Source organism: Corynebacterium sp. 335C (assembly GCF_053525695.1).
Genome location: NZ_JASTTB010000001.1, coordinates 186970 through 205067 on the forward strand (window position 1 = coordinate 186970; position 18098 = coordinate 205067).

General features: G+C 75.1%; 16 protein-coding genes. All 16 read right to left on the bottom strand.

What is annotated here, in order from left to right:
• Positions 1-90: 90 nt before the first annotated feature.
• On the bottom strand, positions 91-1095 hold the full coding sequence (gene gap, locus QQS41_RS00785) for a type I glyceraldehyde-3-phosphate dehydrogenase (RefSeq protein ID WP_448850808.1): 1005 nt from the start codon (positions 1093-1095) through the stop codon (positions 91-93).
• Between the two features lie 186 nt (positions 1096-1281).
• Positions 1282-2265, bottom strand: coding sequence for a DNA-binding protein WhiA (gene whiA / locus QQS41_RS00790; RefSeq protein WP_448850809.1), 984 nt, complete (start codon positions 2263-2265; stop codon positions 1282-1284).
• A gap of 72 nt (positions 2266-2337) precedes the next feature.
• Positions 2338-3291, bottom strand: coding sequence for a gluconeogenesis factor YvcK family protein (locus QQS41_RS00795; RefSeq protein WP_448850810.1), 954 nt, complete (start codon positions 3289-3291; stop codon positions 2338-2340).
• 88 nt (positions 3292-3379) lie between these two features.
• Positions 3380-4273 (bottom strand): RNase adapter RapZ, encoded by an 894-nt coding sequence (gene rapZ, locus QQS41_RS00800; RefSeq protein WP_448850811.1) that lies wholly within the window; start codon positions 4271-4273, stop codon positions 3380-3382.
• A 10-nt stretch (positions 4274-4283) separates the two neighbouring features.
• Positions 4284-6335, bottom strand: coding sequence for an excinuclease ABC subunit UvrC (gene uvrC / locus QQS41_RS00805; RefSeq protein WP_448850812.1), 2052 nt, complete (start codon positions 6333-6335; stop codon positions 4284-4286).
• Positions 6336-6338: 3 nt separating this feature from the next.
• Positions 6339-6842, bottom strand: coding sequence for a PH domain-containing protein (locus tag QQS41_RS00810; protein WP_448850813.1), 504 nt, complete (start codon positions 6840-6842; stop codon positions 6339-6341).
• Positions 6839-7348, bottom strand: coding sequence for a 6,7-dimethyl-8-ribityllumazine synthase (gene ribH / locus QQS41_RS00815; RefSeq protein WP_448850814.1), 510 nt, complete (start codon positions 7346-7348; stop codon positions 6839-6841). Before ribH ends, QQS41_RS00810 begins: the two co-directional genes overlap by 4 nt.
• Before the next feature lie 99 nt (positions 7349-7447).
• On the bottom strand, positions 7448-8785 hold the full coding sequence (locus QQS41_RS00820; protein ID WP_448850815.1) for a bifunctional 3,4-dihydroxy-2-butanone-4-phosphate synthase/GTP cyclohydrolase II: 1338 nt from the start codon (positions 8783-8785) through the stop codon (positions 7448-7450).
• Positions 8786-8789: 4 nt separating this feature from the next.
• Positions 8790-9383 carry a riboflavin synthase gene (locus QQS41_RS00825; protein ID WP_448850816.1) on the bottom strand — a complete coding sequence of 198 codons (594 nt, stop codon included), beginning with the start codon at positions 9381-9383 and terminating at the stop codon, positions 8790-8792.
• A 104-nt stretch (positions 9384-9487) separates the two neighbouring features.
• Complete coding sequence (ribD, locus tag QQS41_RS00830; RefSeq protein ID WP_448851923.1) at positions 9488-10495, bottom strand: bifunctional diaminohydroxyphosphoribosylaminopyrimidine deaminase/5-amino-6-(5-phosphoribosylamino)uracil reductase RibD; 1008 nt, start codon at positions 10493-10495, stop codon at positions 9488-9490.
• 134 nt (positions 10496-10629) lie between these two features.
• Positions 10630-11292, bottom strand: coding sequence for a ribulose-phosphate 3-epimerase (gene rpe / locus QQS41_RS00835; protein WP_448850817.1), 663 nt, complete (start codon positions 11290-11292; stop codon positions 10630-10632).
• A 137-nt stretch (positions 11293-11429) separates the two neighbouring features.
• Positions 11430-12992 carry an RsmB/NOP family class I SAM-dependent RNA methyltransferase gene (locus QQS41_RS00840; protein WP_448850818.1) on the bottom strand — a complete coding sequence of 521 codons (1563 nt, stop codon included), beginning with the start codon at positions 12990-12992 and terminating at the stop codon, positions 11430-11432.
• The gene (gene fmt, locus QQS41_RS00845) at positions 12993-13934 is read right to left on the bottom strand and encodes a methionyl-tRNA formyltransferase (RefSeq protein WP_448850819.1); all 942 of its coding nucleotides are present in this window, start codon (positions 13932-13934) and stop codon (positions 12993-12995) included. It abuts the gene before it with no gap.
• Positions 13935-13942: 8 nt separating this feature from the next.
• Complete coding sequence (gene def, locus QQS41_RS00850; RefSeq protein ID WP_448850820.1) at positions 13943-14443, bottom strand: peptide deformylase; 501 nt, start codon at positions 14441-14443, stop codon at positions 13943-13945.
• A 191-nt stretch (positions 14444-14634) separates the two neighbouring features.
• Entirely contained in the window at positions 14635-16767 is a 2133-nt protein-coding gene (locus tag QQS41_RS00855) for a primosomal protein N' (RefSeq protein ID WP_448850821.1), read from the bottom strand.
• 111 nt (positions 16768-16878) lie between these two features.
• Positions 16879-18093, bottom strand: coding sequence for a methionine adenosyltransferase (metK, locus tag QQS41_RS00860; RefSeq protein ID WP_448850822.1), 1215 nt, complete (start codon positions 18091-18093; stop codon positions 16879-16881).
• Positions 18094-18098: the final 5 nt, after the last annotated feature.

Sequence of the window (18098 nt, forward strand, 5' to 3'; positions counted from 1 at the left end):
GGGGTGTTTCCCGGTGAGAATGCCGCCGGGCCGGGGCACGCGCCGTGGGCGCGCGCCCCGGCCCGGGGTCGAGGGGTGCGGGTGGGGCGCCTAGAGGCGCTCGCCCACGTACTCGGTCAGGTCGACGAGGCGGTTGGAGTAGCCCCACTCGTTGTCGTACCAGGAGACGACCTTGACCTGGTTGCCGATGACCTTGGTCAGGCCGGAGTCGAAGATGGAGGAGTGCGGATCGGTCTCGATGTCCTTGGAGACGATCGGGTCCTCGGTGTAGTACAGGACGCCCTTCAGGTCACCCTCGGCGGCCTCCTTCATGGCGGCGTTGACGGCCTCGACGGAGACCTCGTTCTTCGCCTCGAAGGTCAGGTCGGTCACGGAGCCGGTCGGCACCGGGACGCGCAGGGCGTAGCCGTCCAGCAGGCCCTTCAGCTGCGGCAGGACCAGGGAGACGGCCTTGGCGGCGCCGGTGGAGGTCGGGACGATGTTCAGGGCGGCGGCGCGGGCGCGGCGCAGGTCCTTGTGCGGGGCGTCGTGCAGGCGCTGGTCGCCGGTGTAGGCGTGGATGGTGGTCATGAGGCCCTTGGCGATGCCGAACTTCTCGTCCAGGACCTTGGCCATCGGCGCCAGGCAGTTGGTGGTGCAGGACGCGTTGGAGATGATGTGGTGCTTCTCCGGGTCGTAGTCGGTGTGGTTCACGCCGACGACGAAGGTGGCGTCCTCGTTCTTCGCCGGGGCGGAGATGATGACCTTCTTGGCGCCGCCCTCGATGTGGGCCTTGGCGGCCTCCGCGTCGGTGAAGAAGCCGGTGGACTCGACGACGACGTCGACGTCGTGCTCGCCCCACGGGAGGTTCTTCGGGTCGCGCTCGGCCCAGACGATGATCTTCTTGCCGCCCACGGTGATGGACTCGTCGTCGTAGGTGACCTCGGCGTCGAGGCGGCCCAGGAGGGAGTCGTACTTGAGCAGGTGGCTCAGGGTCTTGTTGTCGGTCAGGTCGTTGACCGCGACGATCTCCAGGTCCGAGTTGTTGGCCAGCACGGCGCGGAAGAAGTTGCGGCCGATGCGGCCGAATCCGTTGATGCCTACACGAACGGTCACTGTGGTTCTCCTTAAAGGGATCGATTGCAAACCCGTGCCGGCGGTCCTGGCGGGGCCGCCGGGGTCACCACGAGTGTACGTGCGCCGGGGCCGTTTCGCAGGGGGCCCGGGGGCGGGCGCGCCGCGCCCCTCCTCCCCCGCGCCGCAGCCCGCGCGGGCCCCGGGGAACCGATCCCCGGGGGCGCCCTACGCCTCGTCGGGCAGGTCGTCCGGCACCGCCGCGGTGGTGTCCGGAATGCCGAGTTCGCGGGCTCGCTTGTCCGCCATCGTCGTCAGGCGGCGGATGCGCCCGGCGATGGCGTCCTTCGTCATCGGCGGATTGGCCAGGCGGCCGATCTCGTCGAGGGTGGCGTGTTTGTTCTCCACGCGCAGGCGGCCGGCGGCGACCAGGTGATCGGGGGCCTCGTCGCCGAGGATCTCCATCGCGCGCTCGATGCGGGCGGCGGCGATGACGGCGGCGCGGGCGGAGCGGCGCAGGTTCGCGTCGTCGAAGTTGGCGAGGCGGTTGGCGTTGTTGCGCACCTCCCGCCGCATGCGCTGCTCCTCCCACTCCAGGCGGGTCTTCTGGGCGCCCATGCGGGTCAGCAGCGCGCCGATGGCCTCCGCGTCGCGCAGGACGACGCGCTCGCCGGTCTTCGTCTCCCGCGTCTTCGCGGACAGGCCCAGGCGCCGGGCGCAGCCGACGAGGGCGAGCGCCGCCTCGGGGGCCGGGCACGCGACCTCGAGCGCCGAGGAGCGGCCGGGCTCCGTGAGGGTGCCGTGGACGAGGAACGCGCCGCGCCACGCCGCCTCGGCGTCCAGCACGGTGCCGCCGATGATGCGCGGCGGCAGGCCGCGGACGGGACGGCCGGCGCGGTCGATGAGGCCGGTGGAGCGGGCGAGCTCCTCCGCCCCGTCGGTGATGCGCACGACGTAGCGGGTGGAGCGGCGCAGGCCGCCGGGGCCCAGCGCCAGCAGCTCGGCGTCGACGCCCTGCAGGTCGTGGACGAAGCCGATGAGGCGTCGGGCGACGGCGCCGGAGGCGACCTCGGCCTCCAGCACGATGCGGCCCGCGACGACGTGGAGGCCGCCGGCGAAGCGGAGCAGCGACGCCACCTCGGACTTGCGGACGTCGTCCTGCGACACCGCGACCCGGGCGAGCTCGTCCTTGACGTTCGACGTCAGCGCCACCGGCGCACCTTCCTCCCTCGGGGCGGCCGCGCAACGGGCCGCCCGCGCTTCTGCTTGACGGTCCCGGAGAGTCTAGCGGTCCAGCCGGCCGCGCAGCGCCGCGGCCAGCTTCCGCGGCTGGTGCCGGCCGGTCCAGCGGCCGTCGCCGTCGATCTCCTGCACGTCGGCGGCGACGATCTCCGCGCCGAGGCCGGCGGCGGCCCGCTGCAGGAAGCGCAGCTCGCTGGCGCCGGCGACGGTGCGCTCGTCGACGATGACGGCGTCGGCCTCCAGGCCCGGGGCGTGCTGCGCCAGCATGTGGATGTGTCGCTCGGCGGAGAACCCGGCGGTCTCCCCCGGCTCCGCGACGAGGTTGAGGACGATGACGCGCGTCGCCTCCGTCTCCCGCAGCGCCTCCACGAGATCCGGCACCTGCAGGTGCGGCAGCACGGACGTGAACCAGGACCCCGGGCCGAGCGTCACCAGGTCGGCGTCGCGGATGGCGTCGACCGCCTGCGGCGTCGCCGCCGGGTTGTCGGGGATGAGGCGGATGCGGCGCACCTGGCCCGGGGTGGTCGCCACCGCGACCTGGCCGCGGACGGGCCTGACGACGCGCGCGTCGTCCTCCAGCCCCACCACCTCGGCCTCGATGTCCAGCGGGATGGTGGACATGGGCAGGACGCGGCCGCGGACGCCGAGGAGCCGGGCGACCTCGTCGAGCGCGGCGACCTCGTCGCCCAGCACCGACGTCAGGCCGGCCAGCAGCAGGTTGCCGACGGCGTGGCCGGCGAGCGCGCCGGTGCCGCCGAAGCGGTGCTGGACGACGGTCTCCCACATCCGGCCCCGCTCGTCGTCGGCGGCCAGGGCGGACAGCGCCATGCGCAGGTCCCCGGGCGGGATCTGCCCGAGCTCGCGGCGGATGCGGCCGGAGCTGCCGCCGTCGTCGGCGACGGTGACGACGGCGGTGACCGAGTCGGTCAGCGTGCGGGCCGCGCGCAGCGTCGCGAACAGCCCGTGTCCTCCGCCGAGGCAGGTGATGGCGGTCATGGGGTCCTCCTCCGTGCGGCGCCCGGGGATGGCGGGGCGCCGGTGTCCTCGGCCCGCGGGGCGGATCGCGCCGCCGCGGGCCCCGTCGTCAGTCGCGGGCGATGTCCCTGTGGACGGCGTCGACGACGACGCCGGGCATGCCGCCGAGGCGGTCGGCGAGCGCCTCCGCGACGGCGACGCTGCGGTGGTGGCCGCCGGTGCAGCCGATGGCGATGGTCATGAAGCTCTTGCCCTCGCGCTTGTAGCCGGGCAGCGCCACCTCCACCATCTGGCGGACCAGGTCGAGGAAGCGCGCCGACTCGGGGCGCTCCAGCACGAACTCCGCCACGTCGTCGTCGGTGCCGCGGTGCTCGCGCAGCTCCGGCACCCAGTACGGGTTGGGCAGGAAGCGGACGTCCAGCAGCATGTCCGCGTCGCGCGGGGCGCCGTGCTTGAAGCCGAACGACTGCACGGTCACGTGCTGCTTCGCCGACGCCGGGTCGGTGAACTGGCGCTCCAGCTCCCGGCGCAGGTCGTGGATGGACATCCGGGACGTGTCGACGACGATGTCGGCGGCCGCCTTGATGCCGGCGAGCATCACCCGCTCGCGCTCCAGGCCGTCGACGAGCGTGCCGTCGTCCTGCAGCGGATGGCGGCGGCGCACCTTGTCGTAGCGGGCGATGAGCACGTCGTCGTCGGCGTCGAGGAACATCACCAGCGGCCGGTGGCCCGTGTCCCGCAGGCGGTCGAGGACGTCGCCCAGCGAGCCCGCGAAGGCGCGGGAGCGGACGTCGGTGACGATGGCCAGGCGCTCGACCGGCGAATCCCCGTCGAAGCTCAGCTGCACCATGCGCACGATGAGCTCCGGCGGGAGGTTGTCCGCGACGTACCAGCCCATCTCCTCGAGCACCTGGGCGGCCGTGTTGCGGCCGGAGCCGCTCATGCCGGTGATGAGCACGAGCGAGGGATCCGGGCTGACTCCGGGCACGGTCGGTTGCGTCATGCCGTCCAGCCTACGTCGTTGACCCCTGCTCCGCCCGGCCTTCACCGCCCCCGCCGTCGCCCGGGTGCAGCGCCGCGTGCACCGTCGCCGCCAGCGCCGGGCCGATCCCGCGGACCTCCCGGATCTCGTCCTCGCTCGCCGCCTTCAGCTTCTTCACGGACCCGAAGTGCTTCACGAGGTCGGAGCGCCGTTGCGGGCCCAGGCCCGGGATGCCGTCGAGCACCGACGCCCGCATGCGCTTGGACCGCTGCTGCCGGTGGTAGGTGATGGCGAACCGGTGGGCCTCGTCGCGGATGCGCTGCATGAGGTACATCGCCTCCCCGCCGCGGGGCAGGATCACCGGCTCGTCGTCGCCGGGTACCCAGATCTCCTCCAGGCGCTTCGCCAGGCCGACGAGGGTGACGTCGTCGACCCCCAGCTCGTCGAGCACCGCCTGGGCGGCGGCGACCTGCGGGGCGCCGCCGTCGACGATGAACAGCTGCGGCGGGTACGCGAACCGGCGCTCGGAGGTCGCCTCCTCGACGACGTCGGCCTCCTCGTCCTCGAACGCGGTGCCGTCCTCGCTGCCCGGCATGGCCAGCTTGTCCTCGACGTGGCGGCGGAAGCGGCGGCGGACGACCTCGGCGATGGAGCCGACGTCGTCGCTGCGGCCGTCGCCGGCGGCGTCGCGGATGCGGTACCGGCGGTAGTCGGACTTCTTCGGCAGCCCGTCCTCGAACACGACCAGGGACGCGACGACGTCGGTGCCCTGGATGTGGGAGATGTCGGTGCACTCGATGCGCAGCGGCGCCTCGTCCATGAACAGGGCGTCGCGGATGCCCTCCAGCGCCTGCGAGCGGGCGGTGAGGTCGCCGGAGCGGCGCAGCTTGTGCTGGGTCAGCGCCTCGGCGGCGTTGCGGCGAACCGTCTCCAGCAGCTCCCGCTTGTCGCCGCGCTGCGGCACGCGCAGGTCGACGTGGGCGCCGCGGATGCCGGAGAGGTACTCGCGGACCCCGTCGGCGTCGTCGGGCTCGACCTGCACCAGGATCTCGCGCGGCACGGTGCCGGCGGCGGTCGTCGACTCGTCGCCGTCGACGCGCGCGTGCTCGGCGGCGTCGCCGTAGAACTGCGCCAGGAAGTCGGCGAGCAGCCGCGGCAGCGCCGGGTCCTCCTCCCCTTCGGCGATGGGGCCGGTCTCCGCGTCGCCGGACTTCTCGACGACCCAGCCGCGCTGGCCGTGGATGCGCCCGGAGCGGACGTGGAAGATCTGGACGGCCGCCTCGAGCTCGTCGGTCGCGAAGGCGACGAGGTCGGCGTCCGTGGCGTCGCCGAGGACCACCGACTGCTTCTCCATCACCCGGTGGACGGCCTGCAGGTCGTCGCGCAGGCGGGCGGCGCGCTCGAAGTCCAGCTGCTCGGCGGCCTCCGTCATCTCGGTCTCCAGCGAGCGGGTCAGCTGCCGGGTGTCGCCGGACATGAAGCGCATGAAGCCGTCGACGATGGCACGGTGCTCCTCCGCGGAGACGCGGTGGACGCAGGGGGCGGCGCACTTGTCGATGTAGCCCAGCAGGCAGGGCCGCTCGAGCTGGCGCTGCCGGTTGAACACGCCCTTCGTGCACGTGCGGGCCGGGAAGACGCGGGTGAGCAGGTCGAGGGTCTCGCGGATGGCCCACGCGTGGCCGTAGGGGCCGAAGTAGCGCACTCCCTTGCGGCGGGGGCCGCGGTAGACGAACAGCCGCGGGTAGAGCTCCCCGACGCTGACGGCGAGCATCGGGTAGCTCTTGTCGTCGCGGTACATGACGTTGTACCGGGGCCGGAAGCGCTTGATCCACGTGTACTCGAGCTGCAGCGCCTCGACCTCGGTGCGCACGACGGTCCAGCGCACCTGGGAGGCGGACAGCACCATCTGCCGGGTGCGGGGGTGCAGGCCGGCGACGTCCTGGAAGTAGTTGGACAGGCGGGCGCGCAGGTTCTTCGCCTTGCCGACGTAGAGCACGCGCCCGGAGTCGTCGCGGAACGTGTACACCCCCGGCTCCTGGGGGATGGTGCCGGGGGCGGGGCGGTAGGTCGCGGGGTCGGCCACGCCCTAGTCCTCGGGCATCCAGCGGTCCTCGAGCTCGCGGAACCGGCGGACGGCGTCGACGGTGCGCTCGCCGTCGGAGGCGGGCATCGCCCACATGGGGACGAACTCGAAGTCGGGCAGCTCCAGGCGGGCGCAGCGCGCGTCCTCCGGGAAGCTCAGGCCGTAGACGTCGGCCCACACGTAGAACCGGGGGCCGCCGAAGTTGCGGACCTCGACGCCGCGGTCGTTGACGCGCACGCGCGGGCGGGTGAGCGTCAGGGCGCAGGCGGCGACGATGACGCCGATGAGCGGGTAGGCGGCGACGTCGATGGGGGTGACCGCGGCGCCGGTGTCGCCGACGCCGACGACGGCGCCCATGAACAGGTGGATCACGATCGCGGCGGCGGCGAGGCCCCAGCCCCACGTCTTCATCCGCTTCGAGGTGACCTCGTAGACCCAGCCGCCGTCGGCCGCGGCCGCCGGGTCGGCGGCGCGCTCGCCGGAGGTGCGGGCGTCGCGGGCGGTCACGCGATCACCTCGCCCTCGCCCCCGGCGTAGGGCCGGTCGTCGTCGACGCGGGACAGTACGAGGGCGGTGTGCAGCGCGGCGACCATCGCCTCGCGGCCCTTGTCCTCGGTGGAGCCCTCGACGCCGGAGCGGGCGACGGCCTGCTCGTGGGTGTCGCACGTCAGGACGCCGTTGCCGACGGGCGTCGCCTCGTCCAGCGCGATGCGGGTGAGCCCCTGCGTCACGGAGTCGCAGACGTAGTCGAAGTGCGGGGTGCCGCCGCGGATGACGCAGCCGAGCGCCACGACGGCGTCGCAGCGCCGCGCGAGCGCCTGCACGACGACGGGCAGCTCCAGCGTGCCGACGACGACGTGGTCCTCCACCGTCGCGCCCGCCTCCTCGGCGGCGGCGATGGCGCGCTCGCGGAGCACGGAGGTGATGTCGGCGTTCCAGTGGGCCGTGACGACGCCGACGGTCAGCCCCTCGGCGTCGGGCAGCTCGATGTCCGGGAGTCCGGCTCCGCTCACGATGTCTCCTTTGCGTCGGTGGCGCGCCCCGCGCGGCGGGTGCGGGGCGCGGATGGCCCGGTCCGCGGGATGCGGGCCGGGCGGGGCCCGGGCGCGGGCCTAGTGCGCGTGCGGCTCCACGTGGTGGGTGCCGCAGGCGGGGCACTCGGCGATGCGGCCGGGCAGCTCCGAGGGGGCGGGGCCCTCCGGGAGCCCGTGGTCCCCAATGTAGTCGTCCAGCCACGGCAGTTCATGGCCCATCCGCTCGCGCTTGGTCAGCAGGTAGCGGATGTTGTCCTCGTTGACCTCGACGGGCACCGGCACGCGGCGCTCCATCTCCAGGCCGTGGCCGCCGAGGCCGGCGCGCTTGGTCGGGTTGTTGGTCAGCAGGGCCATGGTGCGCACGCCGAGGTCCCGCAGGATCTGGGCGCCGGTGCCGTACTCGCGGGCGTCGGCGGGCAGGCCGAGCGCGAGGTTCGCGTCGACGGTGTCGGCGCCGGCGTCCTGCAGGTGGTACGCCTCGAGCTTGCTCATCAGGCCGATGCCGCGGCCCTCGTGTCCGCGCATGTACAGGATGACGCCGCGGCCGGCCTCCTGGACCATCTCCATGGAGCGGTGCAGCTGCTGGCCGCAGTCGCAGCGGCGGGAGCCGAACACGTCGCCGGTCAGGCACTCGGAGTGCACGCGAACGAGGACGTCGCGGCCGTCGTCGGCGGTGATGTCGCCGACGACGAGGGCGACGTGCTCGACGCCGTCGACGCGGCTGCGGTAGCCCACGGCGCGGAAGAGGCCGAAGTCGGTGGGCATGCGCGTCTCGACGACCCGCTCGACCAGCGTCTCGTGGTGTCGGCGGTACTCGATGAGCTGCTCGATGCTGATGAGCGCGAGGTCGTGGGCGTCGCAGAAGCGGCGCAGCTCCTCGCTGCGGGCCATGTCCGTCGGGTCGTCCTCGGAGACGACCTCGCACAGCACGCCGGCCGGGCGCAGGCCCGCCAGGCGGGCGAGATCCACGGCGGCCTCCGTGTGGCCGGCGCGGGCCAGGACGCCGCCGTCGCGGGCGCGCAGCGGGACGACGTGGCCGGGACGGGTGAAGTCCTCCGGGCGCGTCTCCGGGTCCGCGAGCAGGCGGATGGTGTGGGCGCGGGAGGTCGCGGAGATGCCGGTGGTGCCGGTGGAGGCGTCGACGGTGACGGTGTAGGCGGTGCCGCGGGCGTCCTCGTTCCGGGCGACCATCGGCGGCAGGCCCAGGCGATCGCAGTCGGCGCCGGTCAGCGGGGCGCAGACGTAGCCGGAGGAGTAGCGGACCATGAAGGCGAGCAGCTCGGGCGTCGCCTTCTCGGCGGCGAAGATGATGTCGCCCTCGTTCTCGCGGTCCTCGTCGTCGATGACGACGACGGCGCGGCCGGCCGCGATGTCGGCCACGGCCCTCTCGACGCTGTCCAGTTCAATCACGGCCATGAGTCTATCGGCCGAGCATCTTCTCGACGTACTTGGCCATCACGTCGACCTCCAGGTTGACCCGATCGCCTGCGCCACGTGCGCCGATGACTGAATCGCGCAGGGTCGTGGGGATGAGGGACACCTCGAACCAGCCCTCCCCGATCGCGGAGACCGTCAGCGACGTTCCGTCGACGGCGATGGAGCCCTTCTCCACGACGTAGCGGTCCAGATCGGCGGGCAGGGAGATGCGGAGGACCTCCCAGTGCTCCGCCGGGGTGCGGGAGACGACCTCGCCGACGCCGTCGACGTGGCCCTGCATGACGTGGCCGCCGAGGCGGGCGCCGACGGCGAGGGCGCGCTCGAGGTTGACCTCGTCGCCCACGGCGAGGTCGCCGAGGCCGGAGCGGTCGAGGGACTCGCGCATGACGTCGGCGACGAAGCCCTCCCGATCGCCGATCATCTCCGCGACGGTCAGGCACACGCCGTTGACCGCGATGCTGTCGCCCAGGTGGGCGTCGGAGACGGCCAGGGTGCAGGAGACGGACAGGCGGATCGCGTCGCCCAGCTCCTCGATGGCCGCGACGCGGCCCTTCTCTTCGACGATTCCGGTGAACATTCCACAGAGCCTAGCCCCGGCCCCGTGCGCGGCCGCAGCGGCGCCCCGGGGCCGGGCCCGCCCCTCCCCCGTTCGCGGGCGGCGGCGCGCCGGGCGCCCCGTCGTCAGGCGTCGCGGCGCACGGCGCGGATGAGCACGTCGTCGCCCAGCACGTCGACGGAGACGGTGCGGAACCGCGTGATGTCGTCGATCGAGGTGCGCGCGCAGGTGTCGACGACGGCGGTGCCGGCGCCGAGCAGCGACGGGGCGACGTAGGACTCGACGGCGTCGACGAGCCCCGCCTCCAGGAACGCGCCGGCCAGCCGCGGCCCGCCCTCGACGAGGACGTCGACGATGCCGAGGTCGGCGAGCACGTCGACGACGGTCTCCATGTCGCGGGTGCGGATGTGGCGGAAGCCCCCGTCGCCGGGGGCGCCGTCGCCGCGCACCAGCGCGTCGTCCGGCACGTCCTTCTCCCCCACGACGACGCGCAGCGGCTGGCGGTCGTGCAGGCCGCCGTCCGGTTTCCGGGCGGTGAGGCGCGGGTCGTCGGCGATGACGGTGCCGGTGCCGACGACGATGGCGTCGCGCCGCGACCGGTCGACGTGGACGCGCTCACGGGCCCGCTCGCCGGTGATCCACTGGGAGGAGCCGTCGGTCGCGGCGGCGAGGCCATCGAGGGTGCCGGCGGTCTTCAGCGTGATGTGGGGGCGCCGCGTTGCCTGCCAGTGCAGCCAGGGCCGCAGCACGGTGTCGGCGATGACGCCGGAGAGCACGCCGCGGCTCACCTCGACGCCCTGCTCCGCCAGCCAGTCCGCGCCGCCGGCGGCGACGGGGTTCGGGTCGGACACGCCGAACACGACGCGGGCGACGCCCGCCTCCGCGAGCGCCCGGGTGCAGGGCCCGGTGCGCCCCGTGTGGTTGCAGGGTTCGAGCGTGACGACGGCCGTCCCGCCGCGCGCCCGATCCCCGGCGGCGGCGAGGGCCTGCGGCTCCGCGTGCGGGCCGCCGACGGGCTCCGTGCCGGCGGCGGCGACGGGGATGCCGCGGGCGTCGAGGACGACGCAGCCGACCGGCGGGTTGGGGGTGGTGGAGCCGCGGACGCGCTCGGCGGCGGCGATGGCCGCGCGCATCGCCTGGTCGTCGGACAGCGGCGTGGCGGCGGCGAGATCCGGGAAGACGGGCACGGGGATCCTCCTCGCGTCGGGCGGGCGCGCGGAGTGCGCGTCCGCGGGGTCGTGCCGCGCCCGTGACCGGCGCGGCGGGGTCAGCGTGCGGCGGCCGCCAGGCGGCGGAGCTCCTCGACCGCCTCGTTCGGGTCCTCGGCGCCGTAGACGGCGGAGCCGGCGACGAAGGCGTCCGCGCCGGCGGCGGCCGCGTCGCCGATGGTCGTGGCGTTGATGCCGCCGTCGATCTCGACGACGCAGTCCAGGCCGCGCTCGTCGATGGCGGCGCGCAGCAGCCGGACCTTCTCCAGCTGATCCGGCATGAAGGACTGTCCGCCGAAGCCCGGCTCGACGCTCATGACCAGCACCAGGTCGAACTCCTCCAGGTGGTCGAGCCACGGGCGGATGTCGGTGCCGGGGCGCACGGAGATGCCCGCGCCGACGCCGGCCTCCCGCAGGCGGCGGGCCAGGGCGATGACGTCGTCGGCGGCCTCGACGTGGAAGGTGATGCTGTCCGCGCCGCCCTTGACGTAGCCGTCGACCCAGTCCTGCGGGTTCTCGATCATCAGGTGGACGTCGAGGAAGCGGTCGGTGACGGAGTCGACGGCCTTCAGGATGGGGACGCCGAAGCTGAGGTTGGGCACGAAGTGTCCGTCCATGACGTCGACGTGGATCCAGTCGGCGCCCGGCACCCGCTCGACGTCGCGGCCCAGGTGCGCGAAGTCGGCGGAGAGGATGGAGGGGGCGATGATCGGCGCGTTCATGGCCCCGATCCTACCGCCACCGGGCGGCCCCCCGGCCGCGGCGCGCGCCCGCGTCCCCCGGGGCGGGGCGGACCCCGGCGCCGGGGCGGCGGACGGCCGCGGCGGGTCCCGTCGTCACGCGGACGGGGACGGCGGCGCTACGCCTGCGCCGGACGGCGCAGCACGGCGAAGAACATCGCGTCGGTGCCGTGGCGGTGCGGCCACATCTGCACCGACGGGTGATCGCCGACGCGGTCCATCGGGGCGACGAGGCCGTGGGCGTCGAGCTCCTCCAGCCCCTGGGTGCGCACGGCGCGGTCGACGGCGCCGCGGGTCTCCCGCACGTGCGGCGAGCACGTCGAGTAGACGATGACCCCGCCCGGGCGCACCAGCTCCGCGGCGGAGGCGAGCAGCTCGCCCTGCAGCGTCGTCAGCGCCCGCAGATCCGACGGGTCCTTCGTCCACCGCGACTCCGGGCGGCGGCGCAGCGACCCCAGGCCGGAGCACGGCGCGTCGACGAGCACGCGGTCGTAGCCGGGCTCCAGGCCCGGGTCGCGGCCGTCGGCGACGTGGACGTCGACGGGCAGGCCGGCGGTCGCCTCGCGCACGAGGTTCGCGCGCCGCTCCTGCAGCTCCACCGCGTCGACGCGGGCGCCGTCGATGGCGGCGATGGCGCCGAGGAACGCGGCCTTGCCGCCGGGGCCGGCGCACAGGTCGAGCCAGCGGCCGCCGTCGGGCCCGTCCAGCGGGGCCTCCGCGGCGGCGCGGGCGATGAGCTGGGAGCCCTCGTCCTGCACCGCCGCCAGGCGATTGCGGACGGGCTGCAGGTCGCCGGGGTCGCCGCCGTCGTCGAGGCGCACGGCGTACGGGGACCACGGGCCCTCCTCGCCGCCGGTGACCAGCGCCAGCTCCTCCGCGGTGATCTCGCCGGGCCGGGCGGCCAGGTGCACCACGGGGCGGGAGTCGTCGGCCGCCAGCGCGTCGGCGAGCTCCGCGGCGTCGGTGCCCAGCGCCTGCGCGAACGCCTCGGCGATCCAGCGCGGGTGGTTGTGGCGCATCGCCAGGTGGCCGATGGGGTCGCGCGCCGCGTCCGGCGCGACGCGCTCCACCCACTCCTGCTCCGATCGCTTCGCGACGGTGCGCAGCACGGCGTTGACGAAGCCCTTCGCCGCGCCCGACCCGGCCGCCTCCGCCGCACGGACCGACGTGTCGACGGCCGCATGGGCGCCGACGCGGGTGCGCAGCAGCTGGTAAGCGCCCATGCGCAGCACGTCGAGGAGCTCGGGGTCGATCTCCTCCAGCGGCCGCGACGACGCCGAGTCGAGCACGGCGTCGACGAGCCCGCGGGCGCGCAGCGTGCCGTAGGTCAGCTCCGTCGCGAAGGCGGCGTCGCGGCCCTCCATCTTCCGCCGGCGCAGCTCCGCCGGCAGCGCGAGGTTCGCGTAGGCGCCCTTGTCGCGCACCGCCGCAATGACCTCGAGGGCCGCCGCGCGCGGGGCGTCGACGCCGTGGTCGCGGCGCGGGCGGCTGCCGTGGTTGCCCCTGTTGCCGCCGCGATTGCCGCCGCGCCGGTTGCCGCGCCCGCCGCGGGCCGCGTCGTCGCGCCCCTTCCTGCCGCGGCGCTCGCCGGCCGCGTTGCGGCGCCGGCCGCCCCTGCGCGGGCCGCCGGCATCCCCGGCGCCGCCGTCGCGGCGGGCGCCGCCCTCGTCGTCGTCACGCATCTACTCCACGACCTTCCCGTCCGGATCGGCGCCGTTGGCCCAGTCGCCCGCGCGCATCATGCGCTTGCCCGGCGCCTGGACCTCCGTCAGCTCCACGGGCACGGTGCCCGTGCCCACCACCACGCGCGCCTTGCGGCGGCGGATCACGCCGGGGGCGAGCCCGCCCTCGGCCATCGGGTCCGACTCCGCCAGCGGCGTGACGCGGCCGAGCTTCAGGCGCGCCTCCCCCAGCATCGTCCACGGCCCCGGATGCGGCAGGTGCGCGCGCACGCGGCGGTCGATGACGTGGGCCGGCAGCGACCAGTCGATGCGGGCGTCCTCCGGCGTGATCTTCGCCGCGTGGCTGACGCCCTCGGCCGGCTGCGGCTCCGGGCGCATCCGCCCGGCGGCCAGGCCGTCCATCGTCGCCGCCAGCAGGTCGGCGCCGGAGACGGCGAGGCGATCCAGCAGGTCGCCGGCGGTGTCGTCGGCGCGCACCGCCTCCGTGACCGTGCCGAGCACCGGGCCGGTGTCCAGGCCCTCCTCGATGCGGAAGGTGGAGGCGCCCGTGATCTCGTCGCCCGCGGCGATGGCCGCCTGCACCGGCGCGGCGCCCCGCCAGGCGGGCAGCAGCGAGAAGTGCAGGTTCACCCAGCCGTGGACCGGCAGGTCGAGCAGCTCCGGCGGCACGAGGTTGCCGTAGGCGACGACGGCGACGCAGTCGGGCGCGAGCTCCCGCAGCGCCTCCGCGGCGTCGGCGTCGCGCAGGGAGCGGGGCGTGAGCACGGGCACGCCCGCGGCGTCGGCGACCTCGCGCACCGGCGACGGGTGCAGCCGCTTCCCGCGGCCGCGCTTCGCGTCGGGGCGGGTGAGCACCGCGACGACCTCGTGGTCCGGGTGCTCCAGCAGCCGCCTCAGGGACGGGACGGCCGGCTCCGGGGTGCCGGCGAAGACGATGCGCATCGCACCCGTCACCCCTTCATGAACCAGTCGGTGGCGCGCAGGTCGCGCATCGCCTGCTTCCGCACGTCCGGCGCCATGCGGCGCATGAACATCACGCCGTCCAGGTGGTCGGTCTCGTGCTGGATGCAGCGGGCGAGCAGTCCCTCGGCCTCGATCTCCACCGGCCGTCCCTGCGGGTCCTGGCCGGTGGCGCGCACGCGCATGTGGCGCTCGACGTCTCCGCCGACGCCGGGCACGGACAGGCAGCCCTCCTCGCCGACCTGCATCTCGTCGTCCACCGGCTCCCACACCGGGTTGACCAGGGCGCCGCGGACGCCCTCGCAGTCGTAGACGAAGATGCGGCGCAGCACGCCGACCTGGTTGGCGGCCAGGCCGACGCCGCGGCTGTCGTCCATGGTCTCCAGCATGTCCTCGGCCAGGCGGGCCAGATCGGCGTCGAAGTCCGTCACCTCGTCGGCGCGGGACGTCAGGACCGGGTCGCCGAACAGGCGGATGTCGCGCAGCGCCATCGCCGGATCATCTCCCTTCGGGGGTTCGGGGTCGGGTGGCGTGGCGGGGCCGGTTCCGGGCCCCGCGATCCCGCCCATGGTAGCGCAGGCAACGGGTGCTCCCCCGCGCCGCGCGGGGTCGCCCCGGTCGCGTGACGACGCACCCCGCCGGAGCCGTGCCGGACGCCCGGCCGGGTCCGGCGGGCCGGGGATCAGCCGATGCGCACCGGGTCGACGATGACGCGGACGGGCTGGGATCCGCGCTCCGACGTCCGGCGCGCGGCGGCGACGCGCAGCGCCCGGCCGAGCTCCCGGGCCCGGTCGCGCGGGACGCGCAGCAGCAGCCGCACCGGCTCGTCGTCGGCGTCCGACCCGGCGGGCGGGCGCACCCCGGGCGGCAGCGGGACGGGGCCGAGGAACGCCGTGCCCCGCGGGGCCTCCAGTCCGTCGCGGAAGGCGGCCACGGCCGCGGCGGATCCGTCGACGGCGGCCATCTGCACGGCGGGCGGGAACCCGGCGGCCTCGCGATCGGCGTACTCGCGGGCGGCGGCCGCCGCGACGTCCCAGCGCAGCAGGTCGGCGACGGCCGGCAGGGCGGCGTCGGCGTCGACGACCACGACGCCGCCGTCGCCGGCCGGGCGGACCATCGCGGCGGCCCGGGCCCAGTTGGCCAGCGCCTCCTCCCCGGCCCGCAGGTCCTGGCGGCCGAGGCTCGCCCACGTGTCCATGATGATCGCGGCGCCGTAGCCGCCCTCGACCTCCGGCTCCGCGCCCGGCGTCGCGACGACGACGCGGGCGCCCGGGTCGACGCGGGCGACGACGTGCTCGCCCGACGACGCGGTGATCCGGTGCGGGGCGAAGACGCGGCCGAGCTCCTCCGCCGTGCGGTCGGAGCCCGTGACGACGGCCCGGATCCGCGGCGAGCCGCACTCGTGGCAGCGGTGGCGGGCGTCGACGCGGCCGCACCAGCGGCACGTCGGGGCGCCGGCGGAGCCGCCGTGGCCGGGTGCGGCGCGCAGCGGCAGCTCGCGGCGGGGCCCGGGGCCGGCGGGACCGCCCGGCCCGCCCTGCCCCGTGCCGCCGCCCGGCCCGCCGTCCGCCGGCTGCGCATGCGGGATCTCCAGCGGCCCGTTGCAGTGCCGGCAGCGGGCCGGGGCGCCGCAGGAGCCGCAGGACAGCGTCGGCACGTAGCCCTTGCGCGGCACCTGCACCAGCACGGGCCGGTCGTCGCGCAGCGCGGCGCGGGCGGCGCGGAACGCCGCGGCGGGCAGGCGCCCGCGGGAGACGTCGGCGGGGTCGTCGTCGGTGTCCGTCGTCGCGCGCAGCTCCGGCACCGCGGCGGCGAGCGACTCCGGCGCCGGCATGAGCGGCGCCAGCCACCCGGAGCGCACGAGCGTCTCCATCTCCGCCGTGCGCGTCCACGAGGCCGCGAGGAAGCCGCAGCCTTCCTGGCTCGCCCGGGTCACCAGCACCTCGCGGGCGTGGACGTACGGGGCGCGCGGGTCGACCAGCGTGTCGTCGCCGTCGTCGACCAGCACGACCAGCCGCAGGTCCCGCACCGGGGTGAACGCCGCGGAGCGGGTGCCGATGACCAGGCGCGCCGAGCCCCGCAGCGCGTCGAGGTAGCGCCGGTACCGCGACTCGGGGCCGGTGCCCGCCGACAGCGCCGTGATCTGGCGCGGGCCGACGTGACGGCGCAGCGCCTCCTCCAGCGCATCCAGCCGCCGCTGATCCGGCACGATGACGAGGACTCCGCCGCCCTCCCGCGCCGTTGCCGCCGCGAGTTCCGCCAGCCGTGCGGCGACATCCTCCCCCGGCATCGGGTGCCACGCGGCGCGGGCGGGCCGGGCGGCGTCGCCGGCGACCGCCGCGGCCGTGAACGACCGGCCGTAGGCGTAGGCGCCCCACGACGACAGGTCGACGTCGTCGAGCTCGAGGGGGCCGAGCTCCTCCCACGTCGGCGGGGTCTCCGCCAGCGACTTCTCCGCGCGCGCGTGCCGCGACGGCACCGCCGCGCGGATGACGTCGCTGCGCACCCCGCCGTAGTACTCCGCCAGCGACTCCGTCAGCCGCGCCAGCTGCGGCGGGTACACCACGTGCGGCGACACCACGGCCTTGAGATCCGCCAGCCGGCCGGGATGCTCCGTCGTCTCCGCGAGCTCCAGCAGGATCCCGTCGACCAGCCGCCCGCCGAAGCGCACGCGCACGCGCACGCCGGGCTGCGCCGCCTCCACCATCTGCTCCGGCACCCGGTAGTCGAACACGCGGTCCAGGTGCGGCAGCCCGAGCAACGGCAGCACCCGCGCCACGGGGGCGCGGGTGCCGGATGCAGGGGCGTCGGTCATGCCGCCGATAGTAGAGGCGGCCCCGGCATGCGGTGCATGCCGGGGCCGGGGCGTAGGTCGGGTGCGCGGATGGTGCCGTGCTTTGCGACGGGTGCCGCGCGGCGCCGCGGGCTACAGCCCGGCGGCGGCGCGGAGATCCTCGACGCGGTCCGTGCGCTCCCACGGCACGTCGAGGTCGGTGCGGCCGAAGTGGCCGTACGCGGCGGTCGGCGCGTAGATGGGGCGCTTCAGGTCGAGCTCGCGGATGATCGCGGCCGGGCGCAGGTCGAAGACCATGCGGATGGCCTCCTCGATGACGGACTGCTCGACGGCGCCCGTGCCGAAGGTCTCCACGTAGAGGCCGACGGGGTTGGCGCGGCCGATGGCGTAGGCGACCTGGACCTCGGCGCGGCGGGCCAGGCCCGCGGCGACGACGTTCTTCGCGACCCAGCGCATGGCGTAGGCGGCGGAGCGGTCGACCTTGGACGGGTCCTTGCCCGAGAACGCGCCGCCGCCGTGGCGGGCCATGCCGCCGTAGGTGTCGACGATGATCTTGCGGCCCGTCAGGCCCGCGTCGCCCATCGGACCGCCGAGCACGAAGGAGCCGGAGGGGTTCACCAGGACGGTGAGGTCGGAGACGTCGAGGGCCGGCAGGCCCTCCTCCGCCAGCACGGCGTCGATGACGTGCTCGCGCAGGTCCGCCTCGATCTGGTCCAGGGACACGCCGGGGTCGTGCTGCGTGGAGATGACGACGGTGTCCAGCGTCACCGGGCGGTCGTCGGCGTCGTAGCCCACGGTCACCTGGGTCTTGCCGTCCGGGCGCAGGTAGCCCAGCACGCCCTCCTTGCGGACCGCGGTCAGGCGGCGCGACAGGCGGTGGGCCAGCGCGATCGGCAGCGGCATGAGCTCAGGGGTCTCGTCGACCGCGTAGCCGAACATCAGGCCCTGGTCGCCGGCGCCCGCCAGATCGTCGGCGTCGACCTCGCCGCCGGCGGTGCGGGCCTCCAGCGACTGGGTGACGCCGTCGGAGATCTCCGGGGACTGCTCGCCGATGGACACGAGCACGCCGCAGGTGTGGCCGTCGAAGCCCTTCTCCGAGGAGTCGAAGCCGATCTCGATGAGCCGGTCGCGCACGATGCGCGGGATCTCGACGTAGGTGCGGGTGGAGACCTCGCCGACGACGTGGACCTGGCCGGTGGTGACGACGGTCTCCACCGCGACGCGGCTGTCCGGGTCGTCGGCGAGCATCGCGTCGAGGATCGAGTCGGAGATCGCGTCGCAGATCTTGTCCGGGTGGCCCTCGGTCACGGACTCGCTGGTGAACAGGCGCAGGCCCTGGGTGGTCATCTGTC

What these genes read in the sequence shown, in the direction of transcription:
- QQS41_RS00795 (WP_448850810.1), bottom strand. Translation starts at nt 3,291, where the DNA reads ATGACCGCCATCACCTGCCTCGGCGGAGGACACGGGCTGTTCGCGACG.
- rapZ (WP_448850811.1), bottom strand. Translation starts at nt 4,273, where the DNA reads ATGACGCAACCGACCGTGCCCGGAGTCAGCCCGGATCCCTCGCTCGTG.
- QQS41_RS00820 (WP_448850815.1), bottom strand. Translation starts at nt 8,785, where the DNA reads ATGGCCGTGATTGAACTGGACAGCGTCGAGAGGGCCGTGGCCGACATC.
- QQS41_RS00825 (WP_448850816.1), bottom strand. Translation starts at nt 9,383, where the DNA reads ATGTTCACCGGAATCGTCGAAGAGAAGGGCCGCGTCGCGGCCATCGAG.
- ribD (WP_448851923.1), bottom strand. Translation starts at nt 10,495, where the DNA reads ATGCGCGCGGCCATCGCCGCCGCCGAGCGCGTCCGCGGCTCCACCACC.
- rpe (WP_448850817.1), bottom strand. Translation starts at nt 11,292, where the DNA reads ATGAACGCGCCGATCATCGCCCCCTCCATCCTCTCCGCCGACTTCGCG.
- QQS41_RS00840 (WP_448850818.1), bottom strand. Translation starts at nt 12,992, where the DNA reads ATGCGTGACGACGACGAGGGCGGCGCCCGCCGCGACGGCGGCGCCGGG.
- fmt (WP_448850819.1), bottom strand. Translation starts at nt 13,934, where the DNA reads ATGCGCATCGTCTTCGCCGGCACCCCGGAGCCGGCCGTCCCGTCCCTG.
- def (WP_448850820.1), bottom strand. Translation starts at nt 14,443, where the DNA reads ATGGCGCTGCGCGACATCCGCCTGTTCGGCGACCCGGTCCTGACGTCC.
- QQS41_RS00855 (WP_448850821.1), bottom strand. Translation starts at nt 16,767, where the DNA reads ATGACCGACGCCCCTGCATCCGGCACCCGCGCCCCCGTGGCGCGGGTG.
- metK (WP_448850822.1), bottom strand. Translation starts at nt 18,093, where the DNA reads ATGACCACCCAGGGCCTGCGCCTGTTCACCAGCGAGTCCGTGACCGAG.